The sequence below is a fragment of the Streptomyces sp. NBC_00080 genome (genome assembly GCF_045041255.1).
GTDB classification, from domain to species: domain Bacteria; phylum Actinomycetota; class Actinomycetes; order Streptomycetales; family Streptomycetaceae; genus Streptomyces; species Streptomyces coriariae.
This window is the reverse complement of record NZ_CP108235.1, coordinates 6383356-6407161: the sequence shown is the minus strand read 5'-3', so window position 1 is coordinate 6407161 and position 23806 is coordinate 6383356. Positions and strand designations below refer to the sequence as shown.

17 protein-coding genes are annotated in these 23806 nt (G+C 70.2%); 6 read left to right on the top strand and 11 right to left on the bottom strand.

Translation table 11 applies throughout. The annotated features are described in order from the left end of the window. Positions 1-31: 31 nt before the first annotated feature. Positions 32-1714: an ABC transporter substrate-binding protein gene (locus tag OHU34_RS28580; RefSeq protein WP_142264159.1), complete on the bottom strand. Its 1683-nt coding sequence runs from the start codon at positions 1712-1714 to the stop codon at positions 32-34. A 74-nt stretch (positions 1715-1788) separates the two neighbouring features. After that, positions 1789-2811 (bottom strand): LacI family DNA-binding transcriptional regulator, encoded by a 1023-nt coding sequence (locus tag OHU34_RS28575; RefSeq protein WP_142264160.1) that lies wholly within the window; start codon positions 2809-2811, stop codon positions 1789-1791. Between the two features lie 197 nt (positions 2812-3008). Here OHU34_RS28575 and OHU34_RS28570 point away from each other — a divergent pair, with 197 nt between their 5' ends. The 4 genes from OHU34_RS28570 to lysA all read left to right on the top strand — a co-directional run bounded on the left by OHU34_RS28570 (position 3009) and on the right by lysA (position 7492). Then, positions 3009-4022 carry a carbohydrate kinase gene (locus OHU34_RS28570; RefSeq protein WP_142264161.1) on the top strand — a complete coding sequence of 338 codons (1014 nt, stop codon included), beginning with the start codon at positions 3009-3011 and terminating at the stop codon, positions 4020-4022. A gap of 1160 nt (positions 4023-5182) precedes the next feature. Then, complete coding sequence (locus tag OHU34_RS28565) at positions 5183-5485, top strand: universal stress protein (RefSeq protein ID WP_405768936.1); 303 nt, start codon at positions 5183-5185, stop codon at positions 5483-5485. Positions 5486-5653: 168 nt separating this feature from the next. Beyond that, positions 5654-6094: an SAV_915 family protein gene (locus tag OHU34_RS28560; protein WP_327182907.1), complete on the top strand. Its 441-nt coding sequence runs from the start codon at positions 5654-5656 to the stop codon at positions 6092-6094. A 9-nt stretch (positions 6095-6103) separates the two neighbouring features. Then, a complete protein-coding gene (gene lysA, locus OHU34_RS28555; RefSeq protein ID WP_327182908.1) occupies positions 6104-7492 on the top strand; it encodes a diaminopimelate decarboxylase in 1389 nt (462 codons plus the stop codon). 22 nt (positions 7493-7514) lie between these two features. On the opposite strand, the gene OHU34_RS28550 is transcribed toward lysA, so the two are convergent. The 7 genes from OHU34_RS28550 to OHU34_RS28520 all read right to left on the bottom strand — a co-directional run bounded on the left by OHU34_RS28550 (position 7515) and on the right by OHU34_RS28520 (position 17694). Beyond that, on the bottom strand, positions 7515-10034 hold the full coding sequence (locus tag OHU34_RS28550; RefSeq protein WP_327182909.1) for a sensor histidine kinase KdpD: 2520 nt from the start codon (positions 10032-10034) through the stop codon (positions 7515-7517). A 70-nt stretch (positions 10035-10104) separates the two neighbouring features. After that, entirely contained in the window at positions 10105-10788 is a 684-nt protein-coding gene (locus OHU34_RS28545) for a response regulator (RefSeq protein ID WP_327182910.1), read from the bottom strand. A gap of 133 nt (positions 10789-10921) precedes the next feature. Further along, positions 10922-11590: a potassium-transporting ATPase subunit C gene (locus tag OHU34_RS28540; protein WP_327182911.1), complete on the bottom strand. Its 669-nt coding sequence runs from the start codon at positions 11588-11590 to the stop codon at positions 10922-10924. A 23-nt stretch (positions 11591-11613) separates the two neighbouring features. After that, positions 11614-13707, bottom strand: a complete 2094-nt coding sequence (kdpB, locus tag OHU34_RS28535; RefSeq protein WP_405772404.1) for a potassium-transporting ATPase subunit KdpB — start codon at positions 13705-13707, stop codon at positions 11614-11616. 29 nt (positions 13708-13736) lie between these two features. After that, positions 13737-15401: a potassium-transporting ATPase subunit KdpA gene (kdpA, locus tag OHU34_RS28530; RefSeq protein WP_230195807.1), complete on the bottom strand. Its 1665-nt coding sequence runs from the start codon at positions 15399-15401 to the stop codon at positions 13737-13739. A gap of 32 nt (positions 15402-15433) precedes the next feature. Then, positions 15434-15523: a K(+)-transporting ATPase subunit F gene (gene kdpF, locus OHU34_RS28525; protein WP_016434100.1), complete on the bottom strand. Its 90-nt coding sequence runs from the start codon at positions 15521-15523 to the stop codon at positions 15434-15436. A 326-nt stretch (positions 15524-15849) separates the two neighbouring features. Beyond that, positions 15850-17694: an APC family permease gene (locus tag OHU34_RS28520; RefSeq protein ID WP_327182913.1), complete on the bottom strand. Its 1845-nt coding sequence runs from the start codon at positions 17692-17694 to the stop codon at positions 15850-15852. A 301-nt stretch (positions 17695-17995) separates the two neighbouring features. Here OHU34_RS28520 and OHU34_RS28515 point away from each other — a divergent pair, with 301 nt between their 5' ends. Beyond that, the gene (locus tag OHU34_RS28515; RefSeq protein ID WP_327182914.1) at positions 17996-18553 is read left to right on the top strand and encodes a hypothetical protein; all 558 of its coding nucleotides are present in this window, start codon (positions 17996-17998) and stop codon (positions 18551-18553) included. A gap of 76 nt (positions 18554-18629) precedes the next feature. Here OHU34_RS28515 and OHU34_RS28510 read toward each other — a convergent pair whose 3' ends face one another. Then, positions 18630-19379 carry a DUF4118 domain-containing protein gene (locus tag OHU34_RS28510; RefSeq protein WP_327182915.1) on the bottom strand — a complete coding sequence of 250 codons (750 nt, stop codon included), beginning with the start codon at positions 19377-19379 and terminating at the stop codon, positions 18630-18632. Between the two features lie 96 nt (positions 19380-19475). Beyond that, positions 19476-22007: an ATP-binding protein gene (locus OHU34_RS28505; protein ID WP_405768929.1), complete on the bottom strand. Its 2532-nt coding sequence runs from the start codon at positions 22005-22007 to the stop codon at positions 19476-19478. A 215-nt stretch (positions 22008-22222) separates the two neighbouring features. Here OHU34_RS28505 and OHU34_RS28500 point away from each other — a divergent pair, with 215 nt between their 5' ends. After that, complete coding sequence (locus OHU34_RS28500; RefSeq protein WP_327182917.1) at positions 22223-23797, top strand: Na+/H+ antiporter; 1575 nt, start codon at positions 22223-22225, stop codon at positions 23795-23797. Positions 23798-23806: the final 9 nt, after the last annotated feature.

Sequence of the window (23806 nt, the reverse complement as noted above, 5' to 3'; positions counted from 1 at the left end):
GAGGAGGGCGGCCGCCGGTCCGCGGGCGGCGTCAGCCCTTGACGGGCTTCAGCGAGGTGAGCACGAGGATCGTGCTGCCGTTGCGGTTGCCGAGGGTGGCGTACGGGTTCTTCTCGGTGGGCCAGCCGGTGAAGCGGGCGTCCGTGTACGCGCCCCACTCGGGGCCGGTGAACAGCGGGACGACGGGCGCGTCCTTGTTGTACAGCTCCTGCAGGCCGTTCATCTGCTCGGCTTGCGTCTTCTCGTCCGTGGCGGCGGCGAAGGCGTCGATGAGCTTGTCGGCCTTCTTGTCGCCGAAGCGGTGGTAGTTCTCCGTGGCCTGCTTACCGACCGGCTGCACCATCTTGGTCGACATCACGCCGCGGAAGTACTCGTAGGGGGTGGCGCCGTTGTTGCTCCACACGATGCCGGTGTCGAAGGTGCCGGTGTTGTACGAGGACGAGACCGCCGACCAGTCAGGCGTCTTCACGGTGGCGGTGATGCCGACCTTCGCCAGGTCCTGCTTGATGATGTTGGCGACCGAGATCCAGTCGGAGGAGGCGGAGCCGACGGAGATGTCGAGGGTGAAGTTCTTGCCGTTCTTCAGCTTCCGCTTGCCGCCGCTCTCCTTATAGCCGGCCGCGTCGAGGGCCTTGGCCGCCTCGGTGCTGTCGTACTTCGTCCAGGTGCAGGAGGCGGCCAGCGATGTGTCACGCCACTTGTCGTACGTGCGGGCCAGGCCCGTGCAGTCGGTGGGTTCGGCGTAGCCGTTCATCGCGACCTTGGTGATCTGGTCACGGTCGACGGCCATGCTGAGCGCCTTGCGCACGGCCGGATCGTTGAACGGCGCCTTGGTGGTGTTCAGCTGCCAGTTGATCATGGCGCCGGTGGCCGGGAACCAGTAGTGGTTGTGCTTCTTGTCCTTGGCGACGAAGGACTTCTCGATGTCCGGGATGAACGACTGCGTCCAGTCCACCTCGCCGTTGGTGAAGGCGATGTTGGCGCTGTCGTTGCCGGAGAAGGCGAGCATCTGGATGCCGGCGATCTGCTGCTTCGCGGGCTGCCAGTAGTCGGGGTTCTTGCGCAGCTCGTACGACTGGCTCTGGAACTTCTCGATCTTGGTGTACGGGCCGGTGCCGACCGGGTCCGGGTTGGTGAACTTCGCCGGGTCCTTCACCTTCGACCAGATGTGCTTCGGCAGGATGTAGTGGCCGCTGATCTCGTAGAAGGCGGTCGAGAACGCCTTGTCGAAGGAGAACTTCACCGTGTGGGCGTCGACCGCGGTGACCTTGTCGAGGTAGTCGAAGCCGCCGAGCACCTTCTTCTGGAGCTCGAAGGTGTAGACGACGTCGTCGGCGGTGAGCGGCTTGCCGTCCGACCACTTGACGCCGTCGCGCAGCGTGAAGGTGAGGGACTTGCCGTCCTTGGCCTGCTCCCACTTGGTGGCCAGCCACGGCGTGTCCTTGGCGTCGGCCATGCTGTGCACCGCCAGCGGCTCGTAGACCGACTGGAGGGTCATGGGGGCGGCCTGCGGGGAGAGTGGGTTGAAGTTGCGCGTGAACGTCGCCAGATCCTCGCGCGGGATGGTGAGCAGCTGGTTGCCAGAAGTGTCACCGGCGCCGGCGGCGCCCGAGCCACCCGTACAGGCGGACAGGACCAGGGCCGCGGCGGCGGTCGCGGTGACCGCTCTCAGGACGGCTCGTGGCCGCCGTGAAGGTATGCGGGAGGGTGCCATAATGGAGACTCTTTTCCTCTCTTCAACACACAGGGCGAAGACGGGATGGGATTCCTCGGCGGGCTGATTAGTGGTCAGACCGACGAGCGTTCGAGCAGCGGGCAGTCGATCGTCACCCGGTGGGTGTCGATCGGCTGCCCTGCTGCGAGGGCGGCGAGCATGTCGATGCCCTTGGTGCCCATGGCCTCGAAGGGCAGGGCGAGCGTCGTCAGCTTCGGCCGCAGATAGGCGGCGATGAGTTCCTGGTTGTCGAACCCCACCACGGCCACGTCGTGCGGGATGCGCAGCCCACGTTCCTTGATCGCGTCGTACGCGCCCATCGCCATCCGGTCGTTTCCGCAGAACAGTGCGGTCGGCCGGGCGCCGGCCGGGCGGTCCAGCAGTTCGCCGGCGGCGGTGTAGGCGCTGTCGGCGGTTGCCCAGCCGGGGACGACGAGGGCGGGGTCGAGGGTGATCCCGGCCTCGCGCAGGGCACGTTCGTACCCTTCACGCCTGCCGATGGCGGCCGGGATCGCCGGGTCGAGGTTGATGAACCCGATGCGGGTGTGACCGGCGTCCAGGAGCCGGCGGGTCGCCTTGTATCCGCCCGACACCTCGTCGGGCAGGATGCACGGCAGCTCACCGGCCGCGTCGTAGCAGTTGACGAGCACCGTCGGCACCTCCCGGACGGCCTTGGGGAGCGTGACGGCGCGGTGCCAGGTGGTGGCGTACAGCAGCCCTTCCACCCGGTGCTCCAGCATCTGGTCGAGCGCGGCGGCCTCCTGGGCGGGGTCGCCCTCGCTCGCAGCGATCAGCAGGAACCTCCGGTCACCCCAGGCGCGGCTCTGCGCGCCCGTGATCATCTCCCCCGCGAACGGGCCAGTCACGATCTCGGTGATCAGCCCGAACCACCCGCTGCGGTTCGCGGCCAGCGCCCGCGCCCCAGCGTTGGGCCGGTAGCCGAGCTCGGCGATCGCCGCCAGGATCCGCCGACGGGTCTCCTCGGGGATGGCGGCGCCGGGCTTGTCGTTCAGGACGAAGGAGACCGTGGTCCGCGAGACACCCGCATGGCGGGCCACATCGCTCATGGTCACGCGATGCGTCTTGTTCGTGGGCACTTCAGGTCCCTTTCGGCTGACCGGAGGCGAGACACCGCCTCCGGTTTCGCGCTTTAATAACGCGCGTTACTTCCTTGTGGCAGGGAAGTTACGTCCGTCTTGAGCGGCATGTCAATACCTGTACAAGGGCTGCATCAGGCCACCGATCCCGGTGCCCTTCGCGCCCGCACTCTTCCTGAGAGAGGCAGACAGTCACCATGGCCCGACCCCAGGTCCCCGTCAGCGTCACCGTCCTCGGCGAGTGCGTCGCCGACGCCTTCACCGACCCCGCCCGGTCCAGCTCCGATGAACTCGCGCTGCGCGCCCTGCCCGGTGGCGGCCCCGCCAACACCGCCGTCGCCCTCGCCCGGCTCGGCACCCCCACCCGCTTCCTCGGGCGCTTCTCCACGGATGTCTTCGGCACCCTCTTCCGTGCCCGCCTCAGCGCCTCCGGCGTCGACCTGACCGGCAGCCTGACCGCCCCCGAGCCCAGCGCCCTCGCCGTCGCCGACCTCGACGAGACCGGCCAGGCCACCTACACCTTCTACGCCGACAGCGCGGCCGACTGGCAGTGGACCGACGAAGAACTCGCCGCCACCGGGTGGGAGAGCGCGGCCTGCCTGCACACCGGCTCCCTGGCACTCATACGCCAACCCGGCGGCACCCGCATCGAGGACCACCTCGCCAAGGCCCGCGAGCACCTCACCGTGTCCATCGACCCCAACGTCCGCCCCCTGCTCGTACCGCCCACCGCCTACCGCGAACGGCTCCCCCACTGGTGCACCCTCGCCGACATCCTCCGCCTCAGCGAGGACGACCTCGCGCTGCTCCTGCCCGGCGCCAGCCCCGAAGAGGCGTGCGACACCTGGCACGCCGCCGGCGCGCGCCTCGTCATCATCACCTTGGGCGGACGGGGCGCCCTCGCCTCCCTCGACGGCCTCCGCGTCACCGTCCCGGCCCCGGCCGTGGACGTCGTCGACACCGTCGGCGCCGGGGACTCCTTCACCGCGGGTCTGCTCCACCGCCTCGCCGCCCTGGGACACCTCGGCGGCCGACTCGACCGGCTGAACCTCGAAGACTTCACCGACGCCTGTTCCTTCGCCGCCCGCGTCGCTGCCCTGACCTGCTCAGTCCCCGGCGCGAACCCGCCCTGGGCAGAAACCTCCGCGATCTCCGTTCCCGCGATCTCCGGACGCCGTCCGCTCGGCAGCAGTAGTCCAGTGGTCTCGTAGAAGCGCAGCGTTGCGGCCGGATGCCGAGGCGCTCGGCCAGCTGCGATATGCGGTAGGTCGTCGCACCACCGACGGTAAAGCCTCGACACAACTCGAAGGTCAAGACCCATCGCCAAACCACCCGAACCCCCGCCTGGACGGACAGCCAGGAGCCGTCCGTATACGGGTTCACCCGCCGGAACCTCCAGGATCGCGGGAACCCACGTGCTCCCCCCTTGGACGTGCTCGCCGACGCCGGCGCCGATCGTGCCAGCACGGTCTACCACCCACACTGAAGGAGGCCATGCTCTGGCCCGGGGCGCTCGAAGGCGCAGGCGCTACCGCGCAGCCGGCGCACACCCGTTCGCAACAATCCACAGCGGACAGGGCCTGTTGGTGACCGTCCCACCCACCGGCCTGACCAGTCGAACCGCAGGGCTCTGCGTAAGAGGGGCGAGTAACCCATCCGGGCGGTTTCCTCTTGGGGCAGTTTCCCCACCTCTGGACGTCATCACAGATCGAGCGACGCGAGGGCGACAGTGTCTCCACATCGCGATGGCAGCCCATGCCGCGCAACCGGCAAATGGGACACCGATTCACCCCGTAGACACCGTCGCCTGAACACGACCGCGCCGCCCCGGCCCCTGCACGGCCCCTGGGTCTTGGCATCGGCCCTCAGAGCAGCCACCCGGACCACGAGCGACAACTTCGAACACCCACTCCGCCGCAGGTCAGAGGGACTCGGCCTCGCCCGGCCGCCGCCGGACCCCAAACCCACGAGCAGCGGATCCAGTCCGTTCAGGCGAAGTTGACGCCCCGACACCCAAAAATGAACGTTTCCGCAGGTCAGAGACCTGCACAGGTGGGGCGGGTGGGACTCGAACCCACGGCCGACGGATTATGAGTCCCTTGGGGATCTTGGCGGCCCTTGCCGATCATTACCGATTCACGCCGTTCTTGCAGGTCAGACGTGCTGATCCGTGTCAGCCCTGTGCAGTGCTTGTCGGCCTGTTCCTGTCCTTGTGGCCCCTCAATGGCCCCTGAGGGCCTTCGAGACGGTCACTCGCCACAGCAGCAGCCGCGTCCGCCCAGTCCAGCCAAGAGGATGGAACTTACGCACAGCGGAGTCCCTTTCCACGCGGAGACGGTCCCACCTCTGGTCAGCGGGATCGCCAACGCCCGTGACCACCGTCGTCACCGAGGCCCCCCCGGTCAGCATCCGGGCGGTTCGCAGCACTCCAGGGCGGGCCCTGCTCGAGATCGCCGATCGGGCCGACGACCTCCTGGTGGTCGGCGCGGGCTGTCGCGGCAGGGTGCGCCGTGCCCTGTGTCCGTCGGTGGCCCGGTACTGCCTCGCCCGCGCCGCCTGTGCGGTGCTGGCCGTACCGCCCTCACCCCTGGCGGGCGACCTGACGTCCCTGCACCGCCGCGTCGGCTTCCGGCTGCCCCTTGATGCCCTGGAGCTGACCGACGGCACGTCCTGACCGGTCCGCCGTCATGGTCCTGTTAGGACTGCCGGGCTCCCCGTCAAGCATCCGTCAGCGACGGGGACGGGTTCCGGACCGGCGGGCATAGCGTCACCGAGGTGCCCGGCCGAACCGGCCGAGCAGCTCGCACCACCCCCTCCTGCACCGACCCTAGGAGCAGCACACATGTCTGCAATGGACCTCTGCGAGGACCCCGAGCCCTCCGAACGCGTCCCGGCCGGACTTCTCTTCGTCCCCGTCCGGTCGGGGCCCATGGGCTGCACGGCCCGCTACTTCCGCACGCCGCTGGGTGACCGTACGGCCGTCGGCTTCACCTCGGCGGACAAGCTCACCGCCACCCTCGGCACGGACCAGAGCTGCATCAGGCTCTCCGAACCCGCACTGCGCGCGCTCGCCGCGCCCCTGGGCGTCACCACGCTCACCGTCGACCCGTTGCTCTCCGCTCCCGCAGCCGTATCCGCCGTCGTCGGACCGTCCTCCTCCGAGGACCACGAAGACCTCGAGCGCGGGCGGTCCTGGCAGGACTGGACCCCTCAGCAGGTCGGCGTCCTGCGGGTGACCGGAGCCGCCGCCCTCGTCGCATGCCTGAACCTGCTGATCGGCTGAGGAGGCGCCATGTCCATCTCCGTACCGTCGTCGCTCCCGACCCCCTTCCCGTCCTCTCTGCCCGCGGATCCCCAGGCCCTGTCGCGGCTCCTCGGCGGCACCGACGGCCTGTCCGTCTGGCCCCGCTCGGCGCGCCCCGAGCCCGACGGGGACGTCTCCGTCGGCGGGGTCTCGCTCGCCGAGGCCGCCGACCGCTTCGGCACTCCGCTGTACGTGCTCGACGAGGAGGAGGTCCGCGCGCGCTGCCGTGCGTACCGCACCGCCTTCCCCGACGCCGACATCGTCTACGCGGCCAAGGCGTTCCTGTGCCGCGCGATCGTGCACTGGGTGCAGGAGGAGGGTCTGGGCCTGGACGTGTGCTCCGCCGGGGAGCTGGCGCTCGCCGTCACCACCGGCTTCCCGCCGGAGAAGATCGTGATGCACGGCAACGCCAAGAGCCCGGAGGATCTGCGGACCGCCCTGCGCCTCGGCGTCGGACGCATCGTCGTCGACAGCGCCTCGGAGATCGCCCGGCTGGCCGCGTTCACCCCGGCCGGCACCCGCCAGAAGGTCATGGTGCGGGTGGTGCCCGGCGTCGCGGCGGGCGGGCACGCCAAGGTCCGCACGGGCACCGACGACCAGAAGTTCGGTCTGTCCATCACGGACGGCTCCGCACAGCACGCGGTCACCCGGATACTCGACCAGCCGCATCTGGAACTCGTCGGCCTGCACTGCCACATCGGCTCGCAGATCGACTCCGTCAAGCCGTACGTCGCGGCGGTACGGCGGATGGTCGGCCTCATGGCCCGCATCCGGGACCACCACGGCGTCAGCCTCCCGCAGCTGAACATCGGTGGCGGGCACGCCATCGCCTACCGGCCCGGCGAGGAGAGCCTGGACGTGGGCGTCCTGGCCGGCCGGGTCCGCGCCGAACTGGAGGAGGGCTGCGCCCGCGCCGGCCTGACCGTGCCCCGGCTCACCCTGGAGCCGGGCCGGGCGATCATCGGCCCCGCGGGCATCGCCGTCTACCGGGTCCTCTCCGTCAAGCGCACCGGGCAGCACGTCTTCGTCGCCGTCGACGGCGGCATGAGCGACAACCCCAGGCCCGCGCTGTACGGGGTCCGGTACGCGCCGCGGCTCATCGGCCGCCCGTCGACGGCACCGCCCCGGCTCGTCACCGTCGTGGGCCGGCACTGCGAGGCGGGCGACGTCCTCGCGGAAGACGTCGCGCTCCCGGGAGACATACGCCCTGGCGATCTCCTCGCCGTCCCGGCGGCCGGCGCCTACCACCTGTCCATGGCCTCCGGTTACAACCTGGTCGGCCGTCCGCCCGTGGTCGCGGTCACGGACGGGCTCGCCCGCACGCTCGTCCGCCGCGAATCACTGGACGACATGAGCCGCCGGGACATCGGCCTGTAGGGGGCACCTCGATGTCGGATCGCTACCGACTCGGCTGGACGCCGGGCGCGACCGGCAGGCTGAGCACCATGGTGAGCCCGCCGCCCGGGGTGTCCTCGGCGTCGAGGGTGCCGCCCATGGCCTCGGCGAAGCCTCGCGCCACCGCCAGACCCAGTCCGACCCCGGCACCGCGAGGCGCGTCCCCGTAACGCTGGAACGGTTCGAAGATGAGCCCCTTGGCCTCGTCCGGAACGCCGGGTCCCCGGTCGACGACGCGCACCTCGACCCGGTCGGCGAGGGAACTGGCGGACACCAGGACGTGCTCGCCCGGCGGGCCGTACTTCACGGCGTTCTCCACCAGGTTGGCCACGGACCGCTCCAGGAGCCCAGCGTCGACGGCGACCATCGGCAGCGTCTCGGGGATGTCCAGCTCCACGCTGTCCTCCGGCACCCCGCCGAGTGCCATCGGCACCACTTCGTCCAGGTCCATCTCCCGGATGATCGGGGTGACGGTGCCGGTCTGGAGGCGGGACATGTCCAGCAGATTTCCCACCAGGTGGTCGAGGCGGTCGGCGCCCTCCTCGATGCCTTCGAGCAGCTCCGTCTGGTCCTCCTTCGACCATTCCACGTCGTCGGAGCGCAGCGAGGAGACCGCCGCCTTGATGCCGGCCAGGGGTGTCCGGAGGTCGTGACTGACGGCGGCCAGCAGAGCCGTACGGATGCGGTTGCCCTCGGCCAGCGCGCGGGACTGGGCGGCCTGGGACTGGAGCCGCTGCCGGTCCAGTACGACGACGGCCTGGGCGGCGAAGGCTGCCAGCACCCGGCGGTCGGCGGCCGGCAGCACCCGTCCCGTCAGCGCGAGCGCCTGGTGGTCGCCCACAGGCATGTCGACGTCCGCGTCCTCCGGCCGCTCCACGGGCCGTCCTGTCCCCGCCCGCCCGGCGCAGGTCCAGGGTTCCACGTCGCTTTCCCGCTCCAGCAGAGCGACCGATTCCATGCCGAAGGTCTCCCGGACACGTTCGAGGAGTGCCTCCAGGCTGGTCTCGCCGCGCAGCACGCTGCCGGCGAGGAAGGAGAGGATCTCCGACTCGGCGCGCAGCCGGGCCGCCTGATGTGTGCGCCGGGCGGCCAGGTCCACCACGGACGCCACCGACACGGCGACACCGACGAAGATCGCGATCGCCACGATGTTCTTGGGATCGGCGATCGTCAGGGTGTGTATGGGCGGGGTGAAGTACCAGTTCAACAGCAGGGAACCCACCACCGCCGAGGCCAGCGCCGGGTACAGACCCCCCAGCAGGGCCGCGGCCACCGTCAGCGTGAGGAAGAGCAGCATGTCGTTGGCCAGGCCGACCTCGGGCGTGACGCTGGTGAGCAGCAGCGTCAGGAGGGCGGGGCCGGCCACACCGATCAGCCAGCCCCAGACGACGCGGGACCGCCCGAGCCGCGCCCCGCGGGCCACCGGCAGTCCGCGCCCCTTGCCGGCCTCGTCGTGGGTGATCAGGTGGACGTCCAGGTCGGGGCCCGACTCGCGGGCGACCGTGGCACCGACGCCCGGCCCGAAGACGTACTGCCATCCCTTGCGACGGGAGACTCCGAGGACGATCTGGGTGGCGTTCACCCCGCGGGCGAAGTCCAGGATCGCAACCGATACGTCTTCGCCGATGACGTGGTGGAAGGTGCCGCCCAAGTCCTCGACCAGGGTCCGCTGGACGGCCAGTTCCTTGGGCGAGGCGGAGGTCAGGCCGTCGCTGCGGGAGATGTAGACGGCCAGTACCTCGCCGCCCGCCCCCTTCTCCGCCAGCCGGGCGGCCCTCCGGATCAGCGTCCGCCCCTCGGGGCCGCCGGTCAGCCCGACCACGATCCGCTCACGTGAACCCCAGATCGCCGACACCTGGTGCTCGCTGCGGTACTCCATGAGATAGGCGTCGACCCGGTCGGCCACCCACAGCAGCGCCAGCTCGCGCAGAGCGGTGAGATTGCCGGGCCGGAAGTAGTTCGACAAGGCCGCATCCACCTTGTCCGGCTTGTAGACATTGCCGTGCGCCATCCTGCGCCGCAACGCCTGCGGCGACATGTCGACCAGCTCGATCTGGTCCGCCCGCCGCACCACCTCGTCCGGCACCGTCTCCTGCTGGCGTACGCCCGTGATGGACTCGACGATGTCGCCCAGCGACTCCAGGTGTTGGATGTTGACCGTCGAGACCACGTCGATCCCGGCGGCGAGCAGTTCCTCCACGTCCTGCCACCGCTTGGTGTTGCGGGAGCCTGGGATGTTGGTGTGCGCGAGCTCGTCGACCAGGGCCACCTGCGGGTGCCGGGCGAGGACGGCATCCACGTCCATCTCGGTGAACGTGCCGCCGCGGTACTCCAACTCCCTGCGCGGCATCTGCTCCAGACCGTGCAGCATCACCTCGGTGCGCGGTCGGTGGTGGTGCTCGACGAAGGCGACCACGCAGTCGGTGCCGCGTTCGACGCGGCGGTGCGCCTCGGAGAGCATGGCGTAGGTCTTGCCGACGCCCGGTGCCGCGCCGAGGTAGATGCGAAGCTTGCCGCGTGCCATGGTCTCGTCTCTTCGTCTCTGCGGTCGGGGCCGCGGTGTGGGTGCGGGGCGGTGCGGAGCGGGAGGACGTTCAGCTCTCGAAGCGATAGCCCATCCCGGGCTCGGTGATGAGGTAGCGGGGGTGGGCGGGGTCCGCTTCCAGCTTGCGTCGCAGCTGCGCCATGTAGACGCGCAGGTAGTTGGTCTTGCTGCTCTGCGAGACTCCCCAGACCTCCTGGAGCAGCTGCTTCTGCGTGATGAGCCGGTCGGGGTTGGTGACCAGGATCTCCAGCAGGTGCCACTCGGTCGGGGTGAGACGGACGTCGTGGCCCGCGCGGGTGGCCTTCTTGGCGCGCAGGTCGACGGTGAAGTCGTCGGTGGTCACCAGGACGGTCTCGGGGGCGAGCGGTGCCTCCTCGGTACGGCGGACGGCGGCCCTCAGCCGGGCCAGCAGCTCGTCCATGCTGAACGGCTTGGTGATGTAGTCGTCGGCGCCCGCGTCGAGCGCGGCAACCTTCTCGTCGGAGGCGCGGCGTGCGGACAGCACCAGGATCGGCACGCGGGTCCAGCCGCGCAGCGCCCTGATGACGTCGGTGCCGTCCATGTCGGGCAGGCCCAGGTCGAGCAGGACCACGTCCGGCTGGCGGGCCGCGGCCAGCCGGAGCGCGGTGGTGCCGTCGGGCGCAGGGTCCACCCTGTACAGGCGGGCTTTCAGGTTGATCACGAGGGCCCGGACGAGCTGAGGGTCGTCCTCCACCACCAGTACCCGGGTCATCGGGGTACGCCTTTCCTGCTTGTACGAAGGACCGGATCGTGTGGATCATGCAGAACCGGCCCTATGGCGGCGGGAGTCGACGGTTCGGGGTGTCTCCCGTTCCGCCGACTCCCGCATGGTGCACGTAAGCCCATCAGCTCTTCGCCAGGAGTTCCTTGAGTGCGATGTTGAGCTCCAGGACGTTCACCCGGGGCTCGCCGATGAAGCCGAGGGTGCGGCCGTCGGTGTGCTCGTCGACCAGCTTCTGCACCTGGGCGACGGACAGGCCGTTCTTCTCGGCGACCCGGTGGACCTGGATGTCCGCGTAGTCGGGCGAGATGTTCGGGTCAAGCCCTGAGCCTGAAGACGTCACCGCGTCGGCGGGCACGTCGGAGGGCTGCACCGTGTAGCCGTCGACCGAGTTGTCCTTCACGACGGCGGCCTTGGCGGCGGTCACCCAGTCGATGAGGTCCTTGTTGTCACCGGACCGGTTGGTGGCGCCGGAGAGGATCAGCTTGTACTGGGTGTTGACGCTGTTGGTGCCGAGGCCGTTGGCCGGGCGGCCCTGGAACCACTTCAGGTCGGGCTCCGGGGTCTCCTGGCCTTCCTTCAGCGGCAGGTTGTACGACTGCCCGATCAGCGACGAGCCGACGACCTTGCCGTCTGCCTTGATCTCCGAGCCGTTCGCCTTGCCGGGGAGGAGTCCCTGGGCGATGCCGGTGACGGCCAGCGGGTAGATCACGCCCGTCACCACCGTCAGCACGAGCAGTGCGCGCAGCCCCGCCCACAGCAACCGGGCGGTGTTCGATACCGAGTTGTTCATGGGATCAGCACGCTTTCGAATAGTTACAGCCCGGGGATGAGGGAGATGAGCAGGTCGATGAGTTTGATGCCGATGAACGGGGCGATCAGGCCGCCGAGGCCGTAGATCGTCAGGTTGCGGCGGAGCATCCTGTCCGCGCTGACCGGCCGGTACCGCACGCCCCGCAGGGACAGCGGGACCAGGGCGATGATGATCAGCGCGTTGAAGACGACGGCGGACAGGATCGCGGAGTCCGGGGAGGTCAGGCCCATGATGTTGAGCTTGTCCAGGCCGGGGTAGACGGCCGCGAACAGCGCCGGGATGATCGCGAAGTACTTGGCGACGTCGTTGGCGATGGAGAACGTCGTCAACGCGCCCCGGGTGATGAGGAGTTGCTTGCCGATCTCGACGATCTCGATGAGCTTGGTCGGGTTGGAGTCGAGGTCGACCATGTTGCCGGCCTCCTTCGCGGCCGACGTACCCGTGTTCATCGCCACTCCGACATCGGCCTGGGCCAGGGCGGGCGCGTCGTTGGTGCCGTCGCCGGTCATCGCGACGAGCTTGCCGCCCGCCTGCTCCCGCTTGATGAGCGCCATCTTGTCCTCGGGAGTGGCCTCCGCGAGGAAGTCGTCGACACCTGCCTCCTCGGCGATCGCCTTCGCCGTGAGCGGGTTGTCGCCCGTGATCATGACGGTCTTGATGCCCATCCGGCGCAGCTCGTCGAACCGCTCACGCATGCCGTCCTTGACGACGTCCTTGAGGTGGATCACGCCCAGCACGCGGGCACCCCTGTCGTCCTCGACCGCAACGAGCAGCGGGGTACCACCGGCCTCGGAGATGCGGTTGGCGAGCGTGTCGGCGTCCTTGGAGACAGTGCCGCCCTGTTCCTTGACCCAGGCGACGACCGAACCGGCCGCGCCCTTGCGGATCCTCCGCCCGTCGACGTCCACGCCCGACATCCGGGTCTGTGCGGTGAAGGCGATCCACCCGGCGCCCTTGAGTTCTCCCTGCCGGCGCTCGCGCAGTGCGTACCTCTCCTTCGCCAGGACGACGATGGAACGGCCCTCGGGGGTCTCGTCGGCCAGCGAGGAGAGCTGGGCGGCGTCGGCGACCTGAGCCTCCGTCGTCCCGCTCACCGGCACGAACTCCGACGCCTGACGGTTGCCCAGGGTGATGGTGCCGGTCTTGTCGAGCAGCAGGGTCGAGACGTCACCTGCGGCCTCGACGGCCCGGCCGGACATGGCGAGGACGTTGCGCTGCACCAGGCGGTCCATACCCGCGATGCCGATCGCGGAGAGGAGCGCGCCGATCGTGGTCGGGATGAGGCACACCAGCAGCGCCACCAGCACGACCATCGTCAGGTGCGTGCCCGCGTAGTCCGCGAAGGGCGGCAGCGTCGCCACCGCCAGCAGGAAGACGATCGTGAGCGAGGCGAGCAGGATGTTCAGCGCGATCTCGTTGGGCGTCTTCTGCCGGGCCGCGCCCTCGACCAGGCTGATCATCCGGTCGATGAACGTCTCGCCCGGCTTCGTCGTGATCCTGACGACGATCCGGTCGGAGAGGACCTTCGTGCCACCGGTGACGGCACTGCGGTCACCGCCCGACTCACGGATGACCGGGGCGGACTCGCCGGTGATCGCCGACTCGTCGACGGACGCGACGCCCTCGACGACGTCACCGTCGCCGGGGATGATGTCGCCGGCCTCGCAGACGACCAGGTCGCCGATGCGCAGTGCGGTGCCGGGCACCTGTTCCTCGTGGTCCCCCACCAGCCTCCGGGCGACGGTGTCGGTCTTGGCCTTGCGCAGGGTGTCGGCCTGCGCCTTGCCCCGGCCCTCGGCGACCGCTTCCGCGAGGTTGGCGAAGACGACGGTCAGCCACAGCCAGGCGCTGATGGTCCAGCCGAACCAGTCGCCCGGGTCCTTGAAGGAGAAGACGGTGGTGAGCAGGGAGCCGATCCACACCACGAACATCACGGGTGACTTGACCATCACCCGCGGGTCGAGTTTGCGGAACGCGTCCGGCAGCGACTTCAGCAGCTGCTTCGGGTCGAACAGGCCCGCACCGACGCGTCCTTCGTCCTTGTGACCGGTCGGCACATCGCTGTGCGGCGCGCGGGCCGGAGTGGCTGTGGACATGGAGTCCTCTTGCTTCTCTATACGAGTGCTCATGACGCCAGCCCCTCGGCCAGCGGGCCCAGCGCCAGTGCCGGGAAGTAGGTCAGACCGGTGATGATCAGGATGGCACCCACCAACAGGCCGGTGAACAGCGGCTTTTCGGTGCGCAGGGTGCCTGCGGTCGCGGGCACCGGCTTCTGCTCGGCGAGCGAGCCGGCCAGGGCGAGGACGAACACCATGGGCAGGAACCGACCGAGCAGCATGGCCAGCCCGATGGTGGTGTTGAACCACTGCGTGTCGGCGTTCAGACCGGCGAAGGCCGAGCCGTTGTTGTTGGCGCCGGACGTGTAGGCGTACAGGATCTCGGAGAATCCGTGCGCCCCGCTGTTGGTCATCGAGTTGCCCGGGGTGGGCAATGCCATCGCCGCGGCGGTGAAGACGAGCACCAGCGCCGGGGTGATGAGGATGTAGCAGGCCGCGAACTTGATCTCGCGGGTCCCGATCTTCTTGCCCAGGTACTCGGGCGTACGGCCGACCATGAGCCCCGCGATGAACACCGCGATGACCGCCATGATCAGCATGCCGTAGAGGCCGGAGCCGGTACCACCGGGCGCGATCTCACCGAGCTGCATGCCCAGCAGGTTCAGGCCGCCGCCGAGACCGGTGTTGGAGGAGTGGAAGGAGTCCACCGCACCGGTCGAGGTGAGCGTCGTGGAGATGGAGAAGATCGAGGAGGCGCCGATGCCGAAGCGTGTCTCCTTGCCCTCCATCGCGCCGCCGGCGATGTCGAACGCCGGGCCGTGGTGGGCGAATTCGGTCGCCCACATCAGGGCGATGAAGCCGACCCAGATTGCGCCCATCGTCGCGAGGATCGCGTAACCCTGCCTGAGGCTTCCGACCATCCGGCCGAAGGTGCGCGTCAGGGCGAAGGGAATGAGCAGGATCAGGAAGATCTCGAAGATGTTCGTGAACGGGGTCGGGTTCTCGAAGGGGTGGGCGGAGTTGGCGTTGAAGTAGCCACCGCCGTTGGTGCCCAGCTCCTTGATGGCCTCCTGCGAGGCGACCGCACCGCCGTTCCACTGCTGCGAGCCGCCCATGAACTGGCCGACCTCGTGGATGCCGGAGAAGTTCTGGATGGCGCCGCACGCGACGAGGACGACCGCCGAGATGGCCGCAATCGGCAGCAGGATACGGACGACACCACGCACCAGGTCGGACCAGAAGTTGCCGAGCTCACCGGTACGGGAACGCGCGAAACCGCGCACGAGGGCGACAGCCACCGCGATGCCCACGGCCGCGGAGACGAAGTTCTGCACCGCCAGACCGGCGGTCTGCACGACGTGGCCCATGGCCTGCTCGCCGTAGTACGACTGCCAGTTCGTGTTCGACACGAAGGACGCGGCGGTGTTGAACGCCTGGTCCGGGTCGATCGCGGCGAAGCCGAGCGAGCCGGGCAGGTGGCCCTGGAGACGCTGGAGCAGGTAGAGGAAGAGGACGCTGACGGCGGAGAAGGCGAGGACACCGCGCAGGTACGCGGGCCAGCGCATCTGGGTGTTCGGGTTGGCGCCGATGCCCTTGTAGATCCACTTCTCGACGCGCAGGTGCTTGTCGGAGGAGTAGACCTTGGCCATGTAGTCGCCGAGCGGGATGTAGGCGAGCGCCAGTGCCCCTATCAGGGCGAGCAGCTGGAGCACACCGGCAAGTACGGGACCCATATCGCCCGCTGCGGTAGCAGCAAGTGTCACGGTCAGAACCTCTCCGGGAAGATCAGGGCGAGGACGAGATAGCCCAGCAGGGCGACGGCCACGACGAGGCCGACAATGTTCTCGGCGGTCACAGCTTGGTCACCCCCTTGGCGACGAGAGCCACCAGCGCGAACACCGCGATCGTGGTGACGACGAAGGCCAGGTCGGCCATCGCGAGCTCCTAGATGAGGTTCGGATTGAACGGACGATTAGAGGAAACCGCCTCCATGGCCGGATTCGGTCGCCGTTGACACCTCCCTTACGGCAACGGGTCCGGCTTTGACGGAACTCTTACGGCCGGCTCCTCCAGCTGCGGGAACGAGTCCACCCGTCCGCTTGAACAGCACGCCGGCCCGCCCCGGGCAGGGGCGGGCCGACGTGAAACGGTCAGGTGCCGAGGAACGCGGAGGCGGTGAGATCAGGAGATCCGGAACCGCAGTCGGCAGATCACCGCGTCCGTGTCCCGGCGTACGGCGTGCGCGACAACCGCGCCCCGCTGGTTCTGAAGCAGCCGCTGCCACAGCCGCTCCGGCTCGACCTCGGCGATCAGCACGGTCACGCGGGCACCGGGTTGGGCGGCGGCCGTCTCGCCCACGTACTCGGCGACCGGGCGCCCCAGGGTGCGGCGCGCGGAGGTGAGCTGGATCAGCGGCACTCCCGGGTCCCACTCCGCCCAGGCACGCGCCAGTGCATGGGCGTGGGCGCGGTCCTCGGGATCGGGATGGCAGACGGTGACCGCGCGCACCTCGTCGCCGAGGGAGGCGGCGGCGTTCAGCGCCTCACAGGTGAGCCGGGACAGGTTGGAGACCGGGACGATCACCACGGAGCGGTCGCGGTGCGGCGGCTCCGGGATGCGGCCCAGGCCGAGGCGCTCGCCGATGCGGGTATAGGCGCGGTGCACGGCCGTGAAGGCGGCGACCAGCAGCGGCAGGGCGATCACGATCAGCCAGGCACCGTCCTCGAACTTGGACACCGTGACCACGACCGCCGCCACGCCTGTCAGGACCGCGCCGAAGCCGTTGAGCAGCGCCTTGCCCTGCCAACCGGGACTCCTTTCGAGGCGCCAGTGCCGGACCATGCCCACCTGGGCGATGGTGAAGCCGACGAAGACGCCGATCGCGAAGAGCGGCACGAGGGTATTCGTGTCACCGCCGGAGAACACCAGCAGGCCCGCCGACACGATGGCCAGGGCGAGCACGCCGTGCCGGTGCACCTGCCGGTCGGCCTTCAGGGCGAAGACGTGCGGCAGGTAGTTGTCCCGGGCCAGCAGCTTCAGCAGCACCGGGAGCCCGCCGAAGGAGGTGTTGGCCGACAGTGCCAGCAGGATCATCGTCGCGAACTGGATGACGTAGAACGCCCAGTTGTGGCCGAGGGAGGCGTCCGCGAGTTGGGCGAGGACCGTGACGCCCTCGACCGGCTGGAGATGGAAGCGGGAGATCAGCACCGACAGGCCGATCAGCATCACACCGAGGACCGCGCCCAGCGCGACCTCCGCGTGCTGGGCCCGCCTCGCGCGCGGGACGCGGAAGGACGGGACGGCGTTGGCGATGGCCTCCACACCGGTCAGGGCCGCGCACCCGGAGGCGAAAGCTTTCAGCAGAAGCAGGGCGCCGACGGTGGTGGCGTTGTCCGCGAGCACGGAGGCGTGGCCCTCCGCGGCGGCGGTACTCACGGGCGCGGACCGGAACAGGCCGACCACTATCAGCACGAGGATGGAGCCGACAAAGACGGCGGTCGGCACGATGAACGCCTTGGCCGACTCCACGATCCCGCGCAGGTTCACCGCCGTGATCAGCACCAGCACGGCGAGGCACAGCCACAGCCGGTCGTCGTACAGTTCCGGGAAAGCCGAGGTCAGGGCGGCCACGCCGGCCGTGACCGCCACCGCGACGTTGAGCACGTAGTCCAGGACCAGCGAGGCCGCCGCGACCAGGCTGGTGCGTGCCCCCAGGTGCGTCTTCGCCACGGCGTAGGACCCGCCGCCGTCCGGGAAGGCGGCGATCACCTGCCGGTACGAGGCAACCAGCACCGCAAGCAGCGCGGCGATGGCCAGGGTCACCGGCAGGGTGAACCCCAGGCCGTGCGCGCCGGCGGCGGCCAGGACGAGGACGATCGCCTCGGGGCCGTAGGCCACCGATGCCATCGCGTCCAGGGACAGGGCGGCGAGCCCGGTGACGGCCGTCAGCCGGTGGCGTTCGCCGGTATCCGGCGGCTCCTCGTCGGCCGGGGACGCGCCCGCCGACTCGATGGTCAGGACAGACATGGAATCCGTGCTCCTTCACGCAAAAGGCCCGCGCACGCGGGGAGGCGATACGCGGGTGGATCCAGGTTCTGCCCTTCCCTCGCCGGTTTCGAGCCCTCCTTGCGCCTTCTTCGCGCTCGAGGCGCAGACCTTGACGCGGCCTTGACGACGGTGTGACCCGCACGACTTCGGGCGAGCGAAACCGCCCGGGACGTCGTCGCCGAGCCTCGCCATGACCAGGCGTCAAGAAGGGGGTGGAGTGTCCGTCAGAGTCGCGTCAAGGTACGAGGTCCGCGCCGCCAAGGCCTCTACCGTCGGCTTCATGGGACACCTCGACGACGCGCGAGACGATGTGGTCCTCCCTGATGGGGAGGCCTCTGATGGAGTGGCGTACGACCGCCGCTGGGCCGGGGATCTGCGCAGCGCGATCCTGTGCTCGGCCGCGATCCTCTCGCTGCTTCTGCTGATCGACTGGGGGGCCGGCCGCCTCACGGTCGTCCGCGGCGGTCTGTGGGTCGGTCTCGGCGGGCTGCTGTTCCTGGTCCTGTTCCCGCCCCGGGTCACTGCGGGTGAGGGCTGGCTGGTCTCGCGCGGGCTCCTGCGGGGGCGGCGGGTCCGCACCGATCTGCTGGTGTCGGTGCGCGTCCTGGACGGCGTCTCCCAACGTCTCCGCCTGCGGGACGTGCTCGGCAACCGGGTGGAAATCGACCCCCAGGTCCTGGTGAACAATCCCGCCCTGTGGCACCACCTGGAACGGGACGCGCACGAGTCCGCTGCCCGCGGATCGCTGACCTGCGGGGAGACCGTTCTGCGCCGGATCTCGCAGCGGATCGACCGCGAGACCGCTCTGACCGTCTTCAAGGTCTCCGGCCTGGAGTGAGGGCGTCACGCAGTCCGCCGGTGCGGTGGACGTTCCTGGCGTCGGCCCGGGTTTCCGGCGGCCCGCGGCTCCAGTGTCAGCCGTCCCGCATCGGCCCCGCCGTGTCCAGAGCCGCTCCCGTCTGGTCGGCGAGGGTCACCGCGACCAGGCGCGCCTGGAGCGGCGGCACGGGACCCGGTCCGGGCGTGAGCATGAAGCGGCCGAGGTAGCGGCCGTTGCCGTACGTACGCAGTTCGATCTCGCCCTCGGGCCAGCCGTCGATGTCGACGTCTCGGCGTCTGCGGCCCACCGCCACACTTCCGTCCTGTTCCAGCCGGGGCGGCCGCCCCATCAGGGTGCCGTACTCGAAACGGCAGGCGCGCAGCCCGAGGAGTTCGGTGAGTTCGCGCCGGACGTGGTCGACCACCGTGTCGCCGGACCTGGCGGACTGGGCGAGCTCGGCCGTGTCGTGGACACGGGTCAGATACGCAGCCTCCGTCACCGTGATCACCTCCAGCCGACGTGCGCGGGCCGCGAGCTGGGACACGATCAGACCGACGGCCAGCAGCAGAACGGCCGTCTCGATGTCCTCGGACGCGTCGATGTCGAAGGTCTGGTACGGGCGGGTGAGGAAGAAATCGAACCAGGCCGCCGCCGACAGTGCCCCGAGGGCGCCGGCGGCGCGGCTGCCCAGCGCGGCGATCGCGACGACGACCACGACGAGGATCAGCGCGGCGTTCGTGTGCGACAGGTCCGTACGGAACGGCACGAGCACGAGCGCCACCAGAAACGGCCCCACGAGGCCCGCCACCAGGGCGAGTCTGTCCCTGAGCGGATAGCCGGTCATCACGCCTTCACCTCCTGTGTCACCGGTCCTGAATTCACCGACCCTGCATCCATCGAGGCGCCGAGGGCCGACGTGCCCTCGGGCGCCGTTCGGAGCTCACACGCCCCCTGCCACGCTCTGCGTACCACTGGGGTGCCCGACCCGCTCGGCGAAGGGCAGGGACACCACCATGGTCAGACCCCCGCCGGGAGTGTCCTCCGGGGTGAGGGTGCCGTCCATCGCCTCGGTCAGGCCCCGGGCGAGGGCCAGTCCGAGGCCGAGTCCGGTGGTGTTGTCGGTGTCGCCGAGGCGCTGGAAGGGCTCGAAGAGACGGTCGCGGCTGCCCGGCGGCAGCCCGGGGCCGCGGTCGACGACCCGTACCTCGACGCGGCCCGCGTGGGCGCTGGCGGTCAGCAGCAGCTTGCGCCCGGCCGGGCTGTGTCGGGCCGCGTTGCCGAGGAGGTTGGCGATCACGCGCTCCAGCAGCGGTGGGTCGGCCAGCACCGCCGGAATCTCCTCCAGGTCGCCGACCTCCACCTCGGGGGTGTCGGTCAGTGCCGCCGGGAGGACCTCCTCCAGGGTCGTGGACCGCAGGTTCAGGGTGAGGGCGCCCGCCTGGAGGCGGCTGAGGTCGAGGAGGTTCTCCACCAGGCGGTTGAGCCTGGCCATGGACTCGTCGGCGGTGGCGAGGAGTTCCTCGCGGTCCTCGGGCGAGAACTCGACATCGCTGCTGCGCAGGGAGGCGACGGCGGCCCAGCCCGCGGCGAGCGGGGTGCGCAGGTCGTGGCCGACGGCCCGCAGCAGCGCCGTACGCATCCGGTCGGCGGCCCGGACCGGCTCGATCTCGGCGGCGGCCTCGGCGAGCTTGGCCCGCTCCACGGCGGCGCCGACGTGCGCGGCGAACGCGGCGAGGACGCGTCGCTCGGAGGACGGGAGCGTACGGCCCCGCAGCACCAGGAACGCGCCGGGCCCCGCGGGGACCACCGTGGCATGGTCGGTGTCGGGCGGCTCGTCCACCGGCTCCGCCAGCTCCACCGAGTCCATGCCGAAGGTCTCGCGGGTACGTTCCACCAGCGCCGGGATCGTCGCGCCGCCGCGCACGATGGTGCCGGCCAGCGAGGACATCGTCTCGGCCTCGGCGGTGGCGCGGGCCGAGCGCCGGGACAGGCGCAGGGATCGGTCGACGACAACGGCCACCACGGCGGCCACCACGACGAAGACGGCCAGGGCGATCAGGGCGTTGGGGTCGTCCAGTGTGAACTGGCCGATGGGTGGGATGAAGCAGTAGTTGAGGAGCAGAGAGGCCGTCACCGACGCGATGACCGCTGACGCCACGCCCCCTATGCAGGCGACCCCCACCACGGCGAGCAGGAACAGCAGTGCCTCGCTGGTGAGGTTGAGTCTGCCGCGGGCCACGTCCAGGTCGAGCAGGAAGGTGAGCGCGATCGGCAGCAGCAGGCCGGTCACCGGGCCCGCGATGCGGCGTGCGGTCGACAGGGTGCGCCTGCGCGAGGGCAGCAGAGTGCCGCGGCCGGCGCGCTCGTGCGTGACCTTGTGGACGTCGATGTCACCGGAGAGTTCGACGACCGTCTCGCCGGTGCCGCGTCCGGTGACGAAGCGTTCCAGCCGGCCGCGGCGGCTGGTGCCCAGCACGAGCTGGGTGGCGTTCTCGGCGCGGGCGAACTCCACCAGGGCGGTCGCGACGTCGTCGCCGACCACCGAGTGGTAGCTGCCGCCGAGGTCCTCGATGAGCCGCCGCTGCCGGGCCAGGGAGGCGTGGGAGGCGCCCGCGGCGAGACCGTCGCTGCGCGTGACGTGCACGGCGAGCAGATCGCCGCCCGCCGACCGGTCTGCGATGCGGGCGGCCCGCCGGATGAGGGTGTCGCCCTCGGGCCCGCCGGTCAGCGCCACGACCACCCGCTCCCGCGTCTCCCACACCCCGCCGATGCCGTGCTCGGAGCGGTACGACTGGAGGGCCTCGTCCACGCGGTCGGCGACCCAGAGCAGGGCCAGCTGGCGCAGGGCGGTCAGGTTGCCGGGCCGGAAGTAGTCTGCGAGGGCGGCGTCGACCTTCTCGGGGGCGTAGATGTTGCCGTGCGCCATCCGCCGCCGCAGCCCCTCGGGCGGGATGTCGACCAACTCGACCTGATGAGCGCGCCGTACGACCTCGTCGGGCACCGTCTCGTGCTGCGGCACCTGCGTGATCTTCTCGACGACGTCGTTCAGGGACTCCAGGTGCTGGATGTTCAGCGCGCTGATGACGTCGATCCCGGCGGCGAGGAGTTCCTCGATGTCCTGCCAGCGTTTGGCGTTGCGGCCGCCGCCCGGGACGTTGCTGTGGGCGAACTCGTCCACGATCGCGACCTGCGGCCGGCGCGCGAGGACCGCGGCGAGGTCCATCTCCTCGAACTGGCCTCCCCGGTAGCCGCAGGGGGCACGTGCGACGACCTCCAGTCCGTCGAGCATCGACTCGGTGCGCGCACGGCCGTGGCACTCCACGAACCCGACGACGACGTCGGCGCCGCGCGAGGCCCGGCGCCGGGCCTCGTCGAGCATGCGGTAGGTCTTGCCCACCCCCGGGGCCGCCCCGAGGTAGACCTTCAGTCGTCCGGGCACCACGTCACCCGTCCCGGGCGGTACCGCGCTCATACCGATGATCAACTCCCCTGGGCAAAGGCTTACTTCCTCCCACCGAAGCCTCTCCGCAGGTCTCTCGGCACGCTTCTTGACGCATCCTTGGCGGCGCTCTCCGGGACGTTGACACCGCCTTGACGAGCCTGCGCCCGATAGGGTGAGAGCGGTGTGCCGGGAAGTCTGGTCGGCAGGGAGCCACAAGGCCTCCTTCTCTTGACCAAGGGGACGGCATGCGCAGCGTAGGAACGGTCCTGGCTCTCGTGGTCCTCGCCACGCTGGTGGCGACGTTCGCGCGCCGGTGGCGCATCCCGGCGCCTTCCCTCCTCGTCGTCGCCGGACTCACCGTCGCCCTGCTGCCGGGCACCCCACGGATCGAGATCAGCCCCGAGATCATCGGCCTCGTCGTCCTGCCGCCTCTGCTGTACGCGAGCGCCGAGGAACTGTCCTGGCGCGAGCTGCGCGCGGTGTGGAAGCCGGTCGGGGTGCTGTCCATAGGGCTGGTGCTCGCCTCGGCGGCGGCGGTCGGCGCGGTGGCGTCGCTGGTGACCCCATTGTCCTGGCAGATGGCTTTCGTGCTCGGGTCGGTCCTGGCCAGCACCGACCCGGTCGCGGTCACAGCCCTCGGCCGAAGACTCGCGCTGCCGCCGAAGGTGCAGATGCTCGTCCAGGCGGAGAGCCTGTTCAACGACGCGACCTCGCTGGTCCTCTACCGGGTCGCGGTGAGTGTCGCCGTCGCGTCGGCGGCGGGCGGCTGGGGAGCGGCGGCCGGCGAGTTCGCGCTGCTGGCGGGCGGCGGCATGGTCATCGGCGCGGCCGTGGCGGGCTTGGTGGCGCTGATCCGGCGGCGCACCGAGGACCCGGTCCTGGAGACGGTGATCGCCCTGGTCACCCCGTACGCGGCCTACGTCCTGGCCGAGGCGGCGAACGCGTCGGGCGTCACCTCGGTCGTGGTCGCCGGGGTGATCCTCGGCGGCCGCGGCGACCGGCTGACCAACGCCCGCATCAGACTCCAACTGCACGCGGTGTACGGCACGGTGGTGTTCCTGCTGGAGAGCGTGGTGTTCTCCCTCATCGGTCTGGCCCTGCCCGAGCAGGTCAGCGCACTCTCCGACGGCGACCGCGCCTGGCCGCTGTATGCGCTCGCCGTCGCCGCCACTCTGATCGCCATGCGCATGCTGTGGCTGGCGCCGCTGTCGGCGGTGGTGCAGCGCAAGGGCGGCATCCAGCGGATGAACTGGCGGGTGCCGGTGGTCCTGACCTGGGCCGGCACCCGAGGGGTCGTCCCGCTGGCGGCGGCCCTGTCGATCCCGGTGACCACTGAGGCCGGCACCCTGCTCACGGAGCGCCCGCTGGTCCTCGTCCTCACCACCTCGGTCGTGGTCACCACTCTCGTCGTCCAGGGCTTCACCCTGGCACCCGTCGTCCGCCGCTCCGGCATCGCTCTGGAGCCCGACCACACGGAACGCGAAGAGGCCGAGGCCCGGTGCGGCCTCGCGAGCGCCGGTCTGAGCCGCCTGGAGCAGATCGCGGACCTCGAAGCCGTTCCGGAGGTCGTCCTCGACCGGCTCCGCCGCAGTCTCACGGCCAGGGTGGACGACGCCCGCGACCGCCTCGCGCAGACCGACGGCGCCGGCCCGTCGGCCGAGTCCGCCGACCTCACCTACCGCCAGCTGCGCCGCGATCTGATCACCGTCGAGGAAGCCGAGCTCCAGCGCCTGTACGACGAGCACCGCATCAGCGACACCACGCGGCGCCGGCTGCAACGCTCGCTGGACCTGGAGGAAGCCAGGCTGGCGGACGCGTGAGCGGGTGTC